11 protein-coding genes are annotated in these 13,309 nt (G+C 52.4%); 1 reads left to right on the top strand and 10 read right to left on the bottom strand.

The window, feature by feature from the left end; genetic code table 11:
- Positions 1 to 82: 82 nt before the first annotated feature.
- From dtd to NST37_RS08645, 8 genes are all read right to left on the bottom strand, one after another.
- A complete protein-coding gene (gene dtd, locus NST37_RS08680) occupies positions 83 to 520 on the bottom strand; it encodes a D-aminoacyl-tRNA deacylase (protein WP_003387566.1) in 438 nt (145 codons plus the stop codon).
- A 144-nt stretch (positions 521 to 664) separates the two neighbouring features.
- Positions 665 to 2,836, bottom strand: coding sequence for a bifunctional (p)ppGpp synthetase/guanosine-3',5'-bis(diphosphate) 3'-pyrophosphohydrolase (locus tag NST37_RS08675; protein ID WP_003387567.1), 2,172 nt, complete (start codon positions 2,834 to 2,836; stop codon positions 665 to 667).
- A 376-nt stretch (positions 2,837 to 3,212) separates the two neighbouring features.
- The gene (locus NST37_RS08670; protein WP_003387568.1) at positions 3,213 to 3,725 is read right to left on the bottom strand and encodes an adenine phosphoribosyltransferase; all 513 of its coding nucleotides are present in this window, start codon (positions 3,723 to 3,725) and stop codon (positions 3,213 to 3,215) included.
- 13 nt (positions 3,726 to 3,738) lie between these two features.
- Entirely contained in the window at positions 3,739 to 6,096 is a 2,358-nt protein-coding gene (recJ, locus tag NST37_RS08665) for a single-stranded-DNA-specific exonuclease RecJ (RefSeq protein WP_031932375.1), read from the bottom strand.
- Positions 6,097 to 6,163: 67 nt separating this feature from the next.
- On the bottom strand, positions 6,164 to 7,084 hold the full coding sequence (locus NST37_RS08660; RefSeq protein ID WP_031932374.1) for a cation diffusion facilitator family transporter: 921 nt from the start codon (positions 7,082 to 7,084) through the stop codon (positions 6,164 to 6,166).
- A 76-nt stretch (positions 7,085 to 7,160) separates the two neighbouring features.
- The gene (secF, locus tag NST37_RS08655; protein WP_003387571.1) at positions 7,161 to 8,102 is read right to left on the bottom strand and encodes a protein translocase subunit SecF; all 942 of its coding nucleotides are present in this window, start codon (positions 8,100 to 8,102) and stop codon (positions 7,161 to 7,163) included.
- Positions 8,092 to 9,330 (bottom strand): protein translocase subunit SecD, encoded by a 1,239-nt coding sequence (gene secD / locus NST37_RS08650; RefSeq protein WP_003387573.1) that lies wholly within the window; start codon positions 9,328 to 9,330, stop codon positions 8,092 to 8,094. Before secD ends, secF begins: the two co-directional genes overlap by 11 nt.
- A gap of 247 nt (positions 9,331 to 9,577) precedes the next feature.
- Entirely contained in the window at positions 9,578 to 9,805 is a 228-nt protein-coding gene (locus NST37_RS08645) for a post-transcriptional regulator (protein ID WP_003387574.1), read from the bottom strand.
- Positions 9,806 to 9,902: 97 nt separating this feature from the next.
- Between NST37_RS08645 and spoVB the strand changes: the two genes are divergently transcribed.
- Positions 9,903 to 11,489, top strand: coding sequence for a stage V sporulation protein B (gene spoVB, locus NST37_RS08640; protein WP_024983965.1), 1,587 nt, complete (start codon positions 9,903 to 9,905; stop codon positions 11,487 to 11,489).
- Between the two features lie 15 nt (positions 11,490 to 11,504).
- On the opposite strand, the gene NST37_RS08635 is transcribed toward spoVB, so the two are convergent.
- The gene (locus NST37_RS08635; RefSeq protein ID WP_031932372.1) at positions 11,505 to 12,221 is read right to left on the bottom strand and encodes a DUF421 domain-containing protein; all 717 of its coding nucleotides are present in this window, start codon (positions 12,219 to 12,221) and stop codon (positions 11,505 to 11,507) included.
- Between the two features lie 84 nt (positions 12,222 to 12,305).
- Positions 12,306 to 13,283, bottom strand: coding sequence for a magnesium/cobalt transporter CorA (gene corA / locus NST37_RS08630; protein WP_003387578.1), 978 nt, complete (start codon positions 13,281 to 13,283; stop codon positions 12,306 to 12,308).
- Between the last annotated feature and the right edge of the window lie 26 nt (positions 13,284 to 13,309).

The following is a 13,309-nucleotide window of genomic DNA, read 5'->3' as shown; positions in this document are numbered from 1 at the left end:
AAAATACGAAAAGGAGCCGAGATGTCTCGACTCCTTTTTCTCTGTCAAGTGGATAGGGCCATCCACGAAAGCGACCTGATGTTTATGTTTCCACGATCAGCGTAACGGGACCGTCGTTGACGAGACGCACGTCCATCATCGCTCCGAATCGGCCTGTTTCTACTATCAAGCCTTTTTCCCGCAGCTTGGCATTGAGCAGATCGTACAGCGGCTCGGCCTTTTCGGGACGGGCGGCAGCCATGAAATTGGGGCGCCTGCCTTTGCGGCAATCGCCATACAGGGTGAACTGGGAGACGGACAGGATTTGACCGCCTGTATCCAGCACCGAATGGTTCATTTTTTCTTCGCTGTCTTCAAAAATGCGCAGGTTGGCAATCTTGTCGGCAATGAACTCTACGTCTTTCTCTGTATCCTCATGCGTAATCCCGACCAAAAGCACAAGGCCGTGGTCAATACGGCCGACCACTTCGCCTGCCACGGTGACACTTGCTTCGCGGGAACGTTGGACTACTACTCGCACAGCAGCAAAAACTCCTTCCAGATCATTCATCTTGCAGTACCAAAGGCTTGTCTCGATGGTATCTTTCTAAATTGCTCGCCCGTAGCGCTGGGTACTGTCCTTTGCTTACACCAGAACGAAACAAGAACACCCGATCTTGTGGGATCAGGTGCTGAGAATCCGTCGGACGGAATAAATGTCCTTGATGCGCTTGATGCGCTCGACCACTTTGTGCAGGTGATCGATATTGCTGATAGAAATCGTCATGTGAATGGTGGCTACCCGATTTTTGTCTGCTTTGCCGCTGACCGCAGAGATATTCGTTTTCGTCTCTGCCACGACCTGCAAAACATCGTTCAGCAGGCCGCTTCGATCCTGACCGGTAATCTCGATATCCACATGGTAGTTATGCTTGAAGTCGGTATCCCACTCCACATCGATCAACCGTTCCATGCACTCTTCCGTCAGGACGTTGGGACAGTCCTTGCGGTGAACGGAAACGCCTCTGCCCCTGGTGATAAACCCGATGATCTGATCCCCAGGGACCGGCGTACAGCAGCGGGAAATCCGCACCAGCAGATTGTCGACGCCCTTTACCTTGACGCCCGACTCGCTGCGGCCTGTTGACTGCGCAGGAGCTGGCTTGTATTCCGGCACAGGCGGATTTTGTTCCTCCCGCTCTTTGCGCAGCTTGTCGATCAGCCTGGTGACGATCTGGGAGGCTGTGATTCCGCCATAGCCCACAGCGGCGAACATGTCCTCATGGCCCTGAAAGTTGAAGCGGGTTGCAGCTTCCTTCAAATTCGCATCGGTCATCGCATCCTTGAGATCGTAGCCTCTGGCCTTGATTTCGGCCTCGACCATCTGCTGTCCTTTGGCTACATTCTCTTCCCGCTTTTCCTTTTTAAACCACTGCTTGATTTTGTTTCGGGCGTGAGCCGATTTGGCGATCTTCAGCCAGTCCTGGCTCGGGCCGTACGAGTGCTTGGACGTCAAAATTTCCACGATGTCGCCCGTCTTCAGCGAATAGTCGAGCGGCACAATTTTGCCGTTTACCTTCGCCCCGATCGTCCGGTTGCCGACGGCGGAGTGGATGCGGTAAGCGAAATCGAGCGGCACAGAGCCTTTCGGAAGCTCGACCACGTCCCCTTTTGGAGTAAAGACAAACACCGTGTCGGAGAAGAGATCCTGTTTCAAGGACTCCATAAACTCCTGGGCGTTTGGAGCCTCCTCGGAGCCCCCTTCAATAATCTCCCGCAGGTTCCCGAGCTTCTCGGCAAAGGAGCCCTGGACGACACTTCTGCCTTCCTTGTAGGCCCAGTGCGCTGCGATCCCGATCTCCGCCGTCTGGTGCATATCCCATGTGCGAATCTGCACTTCCAGCGGCTCGCCTTTCGGACCGATGACAGTCGTGTGCAGCGACTGGTACATGTTTGCTTTCGGCATTGCGATATAATCCTTGAAACGGCCGGGCATCGGCTTCCAGAGCGTGTGGACGATCCCCAGAACCGCGTAGCAGTCGCGAATGTCATTGACGATGATGCGAAGCGCGAGAAGATCGTAAATCTCGTTGAACTGCTTGTTTTGCTTCGTCATCTTCTTGTAGATGCTGTAAATGTGCTTGGGACGGCCGGATATTTCGGCTTCGATGTTCAGTTCCTTCAGCTTATCCTTGATTGTGTCTGCAGCTTCGTTGATGTAGGCTTCCCGTTCGGTCCGCTTTTTCTGCATCAAATTGACAATGCGGTAGTATTGCTGTGGATTGAGATAGCGGAGCGATGTGTCTTCCAATTCCCATTTCACGGAAGCGATCCCCAGGCGGTGAGCCAGTGGAGCAAAAATCTCCAGTGTTTCATCTGAAATTTCCCGCTGCTTCTCCTCTGACATATGGCGGAGGGTCCGCATGTTGTGGAGGCGGTCAGCCAGCTTGATCATGATCACACGGATGTCCTGGGCCATCGCGACCAGCATCTTGCGGTGATTCTCGGCCAGCTGCTCCTCCTTTGACTTGTATTTGATTTTATCGAGCTTGGTCACGCCGTCAACCAACAAAGCTACTTCTTGGCCAAATTCGCCCTGAAGATGTTCGAGCGAAACCTCGGTGTCTTCCACTACATCATGCAAAAAGCCGGCAGCAATCGTTACCGCATCCATGTGCAGCTCTGCCAAAATGCCAGCAACCGCAATGGGATGCATGATGTAAGGAACGCCCGATTTGCGCACCTGGCCTTCATGGGCTTTCTCTGCCAGCTGGTACGCGCGCGTAATCAGATCCAGGTCCGCTTTGGACAAGTAACTGCCTGCTTTTGTGAGTACTTCATTAATGCCGGTGCTCATAGTTCCTTCCCTTATCCTCTCATTAGAAAACCTGGCTGAGCCAAGCTTTTTTTGCGAAGCCTTAGCCTGCGAAGTACGGGACGTGCGGGTGTACGGCATAGGGCAGGAGTGCGCTCTTTTTCGCTGCTCATGCCGATAACCGGTAACAATCTTGATACGTCCGATCGTATAAAAAAAGCTTCATCGGAAGCTCACGGAGAAGCTGACGTTATTACGTGCCGCTTGTGCTCCCTCACTGTTGCACAGAGGGGAAAAGATGAAAACTGTCTATTTATCCTATTATCTTGTATGTCCATTGTAATGTAAAGGTGATTCTCAAGGGAAAGTTTGCAGGATGGCCAAAAAACAAAAAAACGGGCATTGCGCCCGTCTTTGCTTAATACTGTACAAGGGTTTTGACTGGAATGTCACCCAGTTTTTGGCGGCCATCCAGATAGGAAAGCTCGATGAAGAAGGCTGCACCTACCACGATTCCTCCCAGCTGCTCAATCAGTTGAATCGTCGAGGTGATCGTTCCTCCTGTCGCCAGCAAATCGTCGGCAATCAGCACGCGCTGCCCGGGCTGGATCGCATCCACGTGAACGGCGAGCGCATCCTTTCCATACTCCAGGTTATACTCTGCCTTGATCGATTCGTACGGCAATTTGCCCGATTTGCGGACCGGCACAAAGCCGACACCAAGCGCATACGACAGCGGAGCACCGACGACAAAACCACGTGCTTCCGGACCCGCGATCACTTCGGCATTCACTTCCTTGGCAAAAGTGGTCAATTCCTCAATCGCCGCTTTATAGGCTGGGCCGTCCTTTAACAACGTAGTGATATCCTTGAAGCGAATACCCGGTTGTGGATAATCAGGAATCACGCGAATGTACGATTTAAAATCCATGAAAAAATTCCTCCTACGCGGTGGTCGCTGCCACCTGCTGTTGAAAATGAGTTACCAGTGAATCGTACGAAGAGAGCAGCAGTTCCGTTACCAATTCGCTTTCTTCTTTCCACTCCATATACAGGCGGGAGCTGTCGAGCGGACGCTTCGCTGCTTGGGCGTTGAGCCTGATGGCCTCTTCCTCCATTGTAATGAAGTCCAGCTCTGCGAATACGGCGAGCATCCCTTCCAGTACATCCCGCTTCAGCTTCAACCTGCGTGCCATCGCATCCAGATGAATTCGCTGCACCAGGGGAACCTGCATGAAAAATTGATAGACGAGTTTAAATTGTTCGCGGCCCGGACAGGAGATCCGCTCAAGTCCGAGGTCAGGGTCCCCGAACAAACAGTAAATCCGCTCCGCCCGCTCCAGATACGCCACCGCACCAGCGAGATCGCTGCGGGTCTTGGGCAGATCGTAGAGAATCACATTCGATCTGGCGGCGGGATTGGCAGCGTGGTTCGGCGAGAGGTACAACAAGCTGTCTGTGCTGCCTCCGAGCGCAGCGACGGGGAACAGCTCCTCGTAGCTTTCCTGCCGAAACATGATCGTCAATGTCTCGCTGCTCTCCTGCAGCTTCCGCCACTTGTCGAGCTTATCTCTGCAGCCGCGCCAATCAAAAATTTGACGGTGAGGCACAGCGATATCCCGGATGGTGATTTGCGGCTTCCGGTTTCCGTTCCATTCATTTACCGACATCTCGCCTAGCACCTGGTAACGTGCTTTCGGCGTCACCTGGGAAACAATATGGGCCCAGTTGAAGCCGATCGCATCGATCTGGCAGGCATCCTTCACCAGCGAGCACTTCAAGTGGGTATCGTCCCGCCCGATCGTGCGCATGCCCGAGGCCTCCACATCGTTTACCAGCACCAGCGGCGTCGGATTGCCCATCCCGAACGGGGCCAGCAGCTCCAATTGTTCGGCAGTCTCCAGTGTGATTTCCGGCATTTCCAGGGCGACATCCACTTTCGTCAACGGAATCAAATCTTCGTCCGTCAGCCATTCGAATGCCAGTTTATTTAGCTGTTTGCGAAAAGCCTCCAGGTTATCCACAGGCAGTGTCATCCCTGCTGCCATGGTGTGCCCGCCGTAATGGGGAAGCCACTCTTTGCAGGCTGTCAAAGCCTCATACATGTCAAAGCCGGCAATGCTTCTCGCCGAGCCCTTTGCCGTCCCTTTTTCCGGATCGATCCCGAGGACGATTGTCGGTCGGTAAAATTTTTCTACCAGTCGTGAAGCCACAATCCCGACTACCCCTACATTCCAGCCTTCCTTGGCGACGACCAGCACCCTGTTTTCATCCAAAGGGTACTTTTCCAAGACCATACTGATGGCTTCATCGGTCATTTTCTGGACAAGCTCCTGCCGCTCCCGGTTCAACTCATCCAGCTGCTGGGCTGCCTCTTCCGCTTCCTGACCATCCTCTGTAGTCAAGAGCTTCACGGCCGCTTCTGCCGTCTCCAGACGTCCTCCCGCATTCAGTCTCGGTCCCAAGGCAAAGCCGACATGGCCGGCTGTGAGCTTTTCGGCATCCGCCAAGCCGCTTACTTTAATCAATGCCTGCAAACCCGGATTGCGGGTATGATTCAAGCGCTGCAGACCGAGTCTTGCCAAAATCCGGTTCTCATCCACCAGCGGCACCAGGTCGGCAATCGTCCCGAGCGCAGCCAGATCAACCAGATCGAGCGGCGGCTCCTCCAGCAATGCATGGGCCAGCTTGAAAGCGACGCCCACGCCTGCGAGCATGTCAAACGGATAAGTGCATGCAGGCTGCTTCGGATTGATCACGGCAAATGCCTCCGGGATAACCTCCGGAGGTTCATGGTGGTCCGTCACAATGACGTCCAGACCGAGTTGTTTGGCAAAGTCGACTTGCTCCACGGCACTAATACCGGTATCGACGGTAATGATCAGCTTGAAGCCCCTCTCGTGAATCTGAGACATGGCCTCCTTATGTAAGCCGTATCCTTCCGTGAAGCGGTTGGGAATATAGTAATCAAACACGGCGCCCATCCGTCTCATCAAATGAACCATGAGCGATGTCGAGCTGACCCCGTCTGCATCGTAATCTCCGTAAATACAGATCGGTTCCTTGCGCTCGATGGCCTGACGGATTCGATACACGCTGCTCTCCATCCCGTACAGGGCAAACGGATCGTGGAAGAGCTCGGGGCCCGCTTGCAGAAATTCTTTCGCACGCTGGGGAGAATCGATTCCACGAATCGCGAGAAGCTTGGCTACCAGCGGAGCCAAACCACACTCACGGGCGATCAACTCTGCCAGCTCATTATCGTACGCAGCCAGTTGCCAGCGTGTTTTCGCTCTCAGCATAGGCCTTCCTCCAATCCTCATTCATTATAGAGGAAAGTGTGGGAGGCTGACAACAACAGAAAGCGCTTTATTCTCTCATGCCTACCGTACGGTCTGCGGGCTCGGGATCGTATGGATTTACATGAATGAATACATCACGGACATCGGGAAAGCGGGAGAGCAGTGATTGCTTCACTTCTTTCCCAATCCTGTGTCCTTCTTCCACCGTGATGTGAGGGTCGACACCGATCTTTACATCGACAATCTGATAATGGCCGTGCTCTCTGGCGCGGAGCGAGTCAATCCGCATCACTCCCTCGACCGCTTCGATGGCGTGGCGCAGCTCGACGGTCTGGTCTTCGTGGAGAACGTGATCCAGCGCGTTGTGAATAGACTCGCGCATGATCTCGTAGGCCATTTTCAAAACGAGGATGGAAACAAAAATACCGGCAATCGGATCGAGATACAGCAGCCAGGGAAGATCGAAGCGTCCACCCAGTATCGCTCCTCCGATGCCGACCAATGCAGCAAAAGATGAAAACACATCGGATCGGTGCTCAAAGGCATTGGCAATCAAGGAGGGGCTGTTCAATTCTTTTCCCAGCTTGTATTTGTAGCGGAACATCCATTCCTTAACCAGCATAGAGCCTGCCGCCGCCCAGACTGCGATGAAGCCAGGGGGCTCCAATGGCGAAAAAAGCGACTTGACCGATGCAGACCCGATTTCAAAGCCGACCACTGCAAGCAGCACCGAAACGATAATCGCGGCGATCGATTCCGCTTTTCCGTGTCCGTACGGGTGATCCTCGTCAGGCGGGCGTTCTGCCGCCTTCAGGCCGATCAGAACAGCCACCGAACCGACGACGTCAGATGCAGAGTGTACAGCGTCAGCGACGAGAGCTTGCGACTTGGCAGCCATGCCGATGACCAATTTGGCAGCAGCTAATGCAATGTTGCCGATGATTCCGACCCACGCGCCAAACTGGGCTTTCGCCAAACGATTGTCCATTCCCTACTGCCTCCCGTTATGGGGATTTGTCTTGAGAGTAAAAAACCGCGGGGGGATTCCCCGCGGTATCATTCAATCAGCTCTCTGTTGGAGCCGGAGAAAGACGTTTTTTTGCCAATTCCCGTTTTTTCAAGGTAACCCATACTTGTGCAGCCACGAAGATGGAGGAGTACGTACCGCTCACCAGACCGAAGATCAAGGCCAGGGAGAAGTTGCGAATGCTCTCGCTACCCAATACGGCAATGGCGACTGCAGTCAAGAAAACTGTCCCTACCGTAAAGACGGAGCGGCGCATCGTCTGCCACAGGGAGACGTTGACCAGATGCTCCAGATCCTCAACCGTTTTGGACTTCATTGTTCTTAGGTTTTCCCGAATCCGGTCAAAAATTACGATCGTATCGTTAATCGAGTAACCGACGATCGTCAAAATCGCCGCGATAAACGTCAAGTCCACTTCCAGACGGAATACCGAAAACAGCGCGATCGGGATGAAAACGTCGTGGATCAGACCGATGATGCAGGCGATCCCAAAGAGAAACTGGAACCGGATCGCGATGTAAATGATAATGCCGATCCCGGCGACGGCGACGGCAATCGCCGCTTTTTGCACCAGCTCTCTGGCGATGCTCGGGTCAACGGTAGCCTCTTGCTTGGATACCTGGTCGCCGTATTTCGCTTTCAATGCGCTCTCCAGCTTCTGCAATTGATCGGCCGGAATCGTGTGGTCAAAACGCGTTTGCGCCTGATCCTGCTTGTCTCCGTATTTGGTTACTGGAGTAAATACGGTGTTGGGCACGTTTTCTTTAATAAGCGTTTCGATGTCGGCAGTCTGGAATTCCTTACCAACGTAAATATCCAGACGTGTACCGGATTTGAAGTCTACGCCGAGGTTCAATCCCATAACCAGCATGCAAATCAAACCGACGATCAAAATCGTTGCGGAAAGCATGTAAAATTTGCGTCTATTCTTTACGATGTCAAACTTGATGACATCCTCGTGTTGTCGTTTAGAGCTCACCGATTTCACTCTCCTTTACACCGAACCAAACAGGCTTTTTAATCAAGTTGGCTCGGACGAGCAGCCCCAGAAGCAAACGGGAGCCAAATACGTTGGTCAGCAGGCTGACGATAATCGTCATCGCAAGCACGACCGCGAAGCCTTGGATGGAGCTTGTACCAAAGTAGAAAAGAACACCGGTAGCGATCAGCGTCGTAACGTGTCCATCGAGAATGGTAATCAATGAACGGCGTTCACCCGCACGGAATGCAGACAAAATCGTCTTGCCAGTGCGAATCTCCTCTTGAATACGCTCGTAGGTAATGATGTTGGCGTCGACCGCCATCCCTACGGACAAAATAAAGCCGGCAATACCAGGCAAGGTGAGCGTGGCATCCATCCAGTCGAGCACGACGATACTCAAATAGGTAAACGTCGCCAGCATGATATTGGCAACCAAGCCAGGAAGGCGATACACCACAAGCATAAAGACAAAGATCAAAGCCGCGCCTACATAGCCGGCGTTAATTGTTTTTTGCAAAGCGAGCTTACCGAGAGACGCACCTACAGAAGTAACCTGCTTTTCAACCAGTTTCGCAGGCATTGCGCCGGAGTTCAGCAAATCTGCCATTTCCTGTGCCGATTCCACTGTGTAGTCGCCGGAGATTTGTGCACTGCCGCCTGTAATGACGGTTTGAATAACCGGATTGGTCATCATCGTCTCATCCAGGTAAATCGCCATATGTTTATGCAGATTTTCCCGTGAGATTTGTTCCAGCTTTTTCGGATCGGAGATCTTCAGGGTGACGACTGGACGTTTCAGTTCATCATAGCCAACCCCTGCACCGCCGGGAGCCAGGTCGCTACCCTTCAAAATAATCTTGCCCTGCTCATCGCGGAACGTCAGTACTGCCGGTTTTCCGATCAATTCACGAAGCTTGTCCTGATCGGCAGCCTGTGACGCGATCTTTACGCGAAGGCGGTTGGGAAGCTCGGTTTCAATGACGGGTTCCGCCACTCCCCCGATGTTGATCCGCTTCTCGACCATACGCGCGGTCGCTTTCAACAGCTCGATATCCACCTTTTGGTTAGCCTCCATCGGCTCTACCACGTAGAGGATCTCAAAGCCGCCCTGCAAGTCCAAACCAAGTGTGATCTTGCCTGCCACCTGTGTAGTTGTCGTGGTCATCAATGTTGCCAATACCCCCACGATAACCAGGAACAGGAGGAATCTTCCCCATTTAATCATGTAGTAATACCCCTCTTTCCTTCCAGGGTTCCGTCGGTTGACGCGAAACCAATATGCCCATTATAGCGAAGTAAGAAAAAACGTGTCAATTTTTGTAGGAAAGCGGAACCATGGTAACCAACCCCTCGTTTAGCAAATAGGTTCCTATTTGCACATCCGCAATGAAGGGTTCGCCGAACGGACTGCCGTGTCAGGACCTGTTACACATTGCTTTCTCCCTCTACGAATAGACAGCAAAAAAGTTTCATTAGGAATTTTTGTACATCTGCACCATCAGGTAATTCATGTATTTATTCGGCTTTAAAGACAAAATGTCATTTACCAGCTGATGCAGCGGCGGCTCCTGCTTGTACGTGCTGACTACACACTCCCAGATGTCCTTTGGCCCTACATTTTCATACCCCAGAAGTCCGAATTCCTCTGCCTTGCTCTCGCATAGGCTGGCTACCTGCGCATACCAGTGATGCATCTCCATCTGCAATCCCCCTTTAAAGTAGTCATGCCGCTGGCGGCACGTCCATATTCTTATAGTGCACACTGTTCTTGAAATTTCGGCGGTAAAGGAGCCTGCCATGAGACAGTCTTTCTTATACGGAACCATTATCCTGATCATTGCCGGCGGCGTCACCAAATTGCTCGGTTTCGCCAACAGAATCGTGCTCTCCCGCATAATCGGGGCGGAAGGGATGGGGCTGTACCAGATGGTCGTCCCGCTGCTCTACTTCTTGATCACCTTGACGACCTTCGGCATGCCGGTTGCTATCGCAAAGCATGTGGCCGAGACGGAGGCGGCGAGCGACTCCCGCCAATCCAGGCGCTTTCTCATGCTTGCACTCGGTGTAACCGGAGCGATCAGCCTGGTGTTGTGCATCATTCTGTTCGCCTTTTCCGGCCCGATCGCCCGCCTCTTTTTTACGGATCCGCGAGCACATGTAGTCTTGCTGGCTGCCATACCGGTCATTCCCATCTCAAGCATCTCCATGGTATTGCGCGGCTATTTTCAAGGGAAGCACAACATGACGCCTACAGCTGTCTCCCAATTGGTCGAACAAATTTGCCGCATGGCGCTGGTCGTCGTCATGACCATCTCTTTTATGCCGCTGGGGATTCAGTATGCTGCCGCTGGTGCGGTAGGAAGCATCGTCTTTGGCGAGGCAGCAGGCTTTTTGTACATCCTCTGGCAGTATCGGCGGGCTACACAGAAAACGGCCGCACAGGTATGGGAACGCCCTCTCCTGGCAGCCATGGTTAACAGCCGAAACAGTTTGCGCCAACTGTTGCACGTTTCGTTTCCTGTTACGATGAGCAAGCTGATCGGCTCGATCGCCTATGTGATGGAGCCGATGATCGTCCCGTTTGCCCTCGTCTTGGCCGGGCTCTCTACCTCAGCCGCCACCGGCTTGTACGGACAGTTTGCAGGAATGGCTGTGCCGCTGCTGCTGTTTCCCACTTTTCTTACCTATTCCTTGTCCGTGTCGCTCGTTCCTGCTGTCGCAGAGGCCGCCTATCAAAAAAATGCTCCGCTCGTGCATCGCCGCATCTACCAAGCGATGCGGATTTCACTGGTGATCGGAGCACCTTGTACTGTCTTGCTGTTTATTTTTGCCGAACCTCTTTCCGGACTGCTCTACGGTAAACATCAATCGGAGGTTGGCATCTTGCTGAAGGAATTGGCCCCGTTTTCCGTGTTTCTCTTCTTTCAGGCGCCTCTGGCCGCCGCCCTGCAAGGACTTGATTTTGCCCACGTCGTGTTTCGCAATACACTGATCGGAGCTGTCGTCAAGACCGTGGCGATGTTTGTCTTTACAGCCAGACCCGAGTTTGGAATTCATGGCGCTGTCATTGCGACTAATATCGGCATTACACTAGTGACATTTCTGCACATTGCCAGCCTGGTAAAGAAAATCGGGTTTACGGTAGACATTGTAGAGATGGGCAAAATCGTCACGGCTATGTTTGCGATGGGCTACGCCGGCTCCTACATGGCTTCGCACTGGTTTGCCGACGTTTCCGTTGGCCGCCTGCTGTTGATCTGTTCAGTGGCCAGTATGCTTTTATACCTTTTGCTGCTTGTCGCTTTCCGGATTTTGGGGAAGCAGGACGTACGCCGCATTCCGTGGATCGGGGAACAACTGGCCGTCTTTTTTCCACGCCGCTGACACACGCGTTGGCGGCTACTGTTTTTTCTGCTTGTCTTTTTTATCCAGGTACATGATGCCCCGCTCGTCGATACTGCAAAATGAGACATCCCGGATATCCTTGATCCCGTATTTGCGAATCTCCCGCTTCAGCCAGAGCTCGTTTTGTCCGATTTTACGCAGAGCTTCCACACGTACTTTGCCGTCCAAAATAAGCGGTATCGGCAGTCCGGTGAAGGTTACGGGGCCTTTTGGCGGCGGATCGGGCAAGTTCAGGTCCTCGCGGGTCAACGGGTGCTTGGACTGCTTGGGAAAAACGCTCATTTGGCCGGTCGGCTCCATCACAGCAAACTCGACATCCGCCAGATTCTTGATATTTTTTTGCCGCAGATGCACCATCAGATCGTCAAAGTTGAGCCGATTTCTCCTCATGGCATCCTCGCGAATTTCTCCGTTCTCGATAATCAGATCGGCAGAGCCGTCTATGACATCCCGGACTTTTTTGCTCTTCAGTGAAAGCCAGGAGATTACGATCTCCAGCAAGCAAATCAACAGCATCGGTATATAGAACAAACTGGCCTGTTTGTCAATCTGTTCAATAGACAAGACAGCCATCTCCGCCAGCATGATGGAGATGACCACATCGAATACGGAGAGCTTCCCCAGTTCCCGTTTTCCCATCAGGCGAAGCAGAACCAAAATGAAAAAATACGAGAACATGGTGCGCATGAGCGCCGTTGGCAATTCTTCCATGGAAGTCGACCCCCTCACGCAGAGATTTGTCTATAGTCTCCGCGGGAGGTTCATCAACTATAAGCTCCAAATTTGGCTAATGCCCTACAGCCACTTTCGCTTGCGGAAAATGTGCAGCATGACAAAGGTCATCGCAATCATGACAGTCAAAGCTACAATCAGCATGTACGGCTCGGCCGCTTCACCAAGCCAACTGAACGTATTCATTCCGAAAAGGCCGGTAATAAAGGTCAGCGGCAGGATGATGGTCGAGATAATGGTCAAAACCCGCATCGTCTCGGTTGTTTTTGCGCTAATGATGGTGTAATAGGTATCGAGTGCACCATTTACCAAATCGCGAAATGTCTCGGTAGAGTCTGCGATCCGCTCCAGGTGGTCAGTCAGGTCAGTGTAGAACGGAACGTTTTCCTCGGAGATGTCAAACGAATAGCGCCCATTGACATTGGCAAAAATTCGTTTCTGCGGCAGAATCACACGGCGGATCAAAATAATTGTCCGCTTCAGCGCCAGGAACTCCTCCGTGATCTCCTCCATCTGGTGGTCAAAAATTTCGTCTTCCAACTCGTCAATACGCACGCTGATACGATCCATAATCGGGAAATATTCATCGGTAATCCCGTCGACAATGGCATACAGCAAATAATCCGGACCGCGATTCAAATAGGAAATATTGCGGTGACAGATCGAAGCGATCCTTCCAATCGTATTCATCGGCGACTTGTGGATCGTGACGATATAGTTGGGCCCGAGAAACACGTTCAGTTCTACCGTTGTAATTTCGTCGTCGCTTTCTTCATTGTATCGCAGAGCGTGAAACACGAAGAAGTAATAATCATCGTATTTATCCACCTTTGCACGTGGGCTTACGTGCAGGCAATCCTCAATAGCCAGCGGGTGAAACTCAAAAATTTTGGCGATATACTGCAGCTCGTTGTTTCCCACATCGTACAGATCGATCCAGAGCAGATCCTCCGGCGATTTCAGGAATTGGTCTTTCTGGCTGAGGTCCACATCATGAAACATCTTCTGTTCCGAGTGGTTGTAGAAATAAGTTTTGATCATGTTTTCTCACCCCCGTCTGGTTCCTC

It is taken from the genome of Brevibacillus sp. FSL K6-6036 (genome assembly GCF_037964015.1).
GTDB lineage: Bacteria > Bacillota > Bacilli > Brevibacillales > Brevibacillaceae > Brevibacillus > Brevibacillus borstelensis.
This window is presented reverse-complemented; position numbering and strand designations above follow the sequence as displayed.

What these genes read in the sequence shown, in the direction of transcription:
- NST37_RS08675 (WP_003387567.1), bottom strand. Translation starts at nt 2,836, where the DNA reads ATGAGCACCGGCATTAATGAAGTACTCACAAAAGCAGGCAGTTACTTG.
- NST37_RS08670 (WP_003387568.1), bottom strand. Translation starts at nt 3,725, where the DNA reads ATGGATTTTAAATCGTACATTCGCGTGATTCCTGATTATCCACAACCG.
- recJ (WP_031932375.1), bottom strand. Translation starts at nt 6,096, where the DNA reads ATGCTGAGAGCGAAAACACGCTGGCAACTGGCTGCGTACGATAATGAG.
- NST37_RS08660 (WP_031932374.1), bottom strand. Translation starts at nt 7,084, where the DNA reads ATGGACAATCGTTTGGCGAAAGCCCAGTTTGGCGCGTGGGTCGGAATC.
- secD (WP_003387573.1), bottom strand. Translation starts at nt 9,330, where the DNA reads ATGATTAAATGGGGAAGATTCCTCCTGTTCCTGGTTATCGTGGGGGTA.
- NST37_RS08645 (WP_003387574.1), bottom strand. Translation starts at nt 9,805, where the DNA reads ATGGAGATGCATCACTGGTATGCGCAGGTAGCCAGCCTATGCGAGAGC.
- spoVB (WP_024983965.1), top strand. Translation starts at nt 9,903, where the DNA reads ATGAGACAGTCTTTCTTATACGGAACCATTATCCTGATCATTGCCGGC.
- NST37_RS08635 (WP_031932372.1), bottom strand. Translation starts at nt 12,221, where the DNA reads ATGGAAGAATTGCCAACGGCGCTCATGCGCACCATGTTCTCGTATTTT.
- corA (WP_003387578.1), bottom strand. Translation starts at nt 13,283, where the DNA reads ATGATCAAAACTTATTTCTACAACCACTCGGAACAGAAGATGTTTCAT.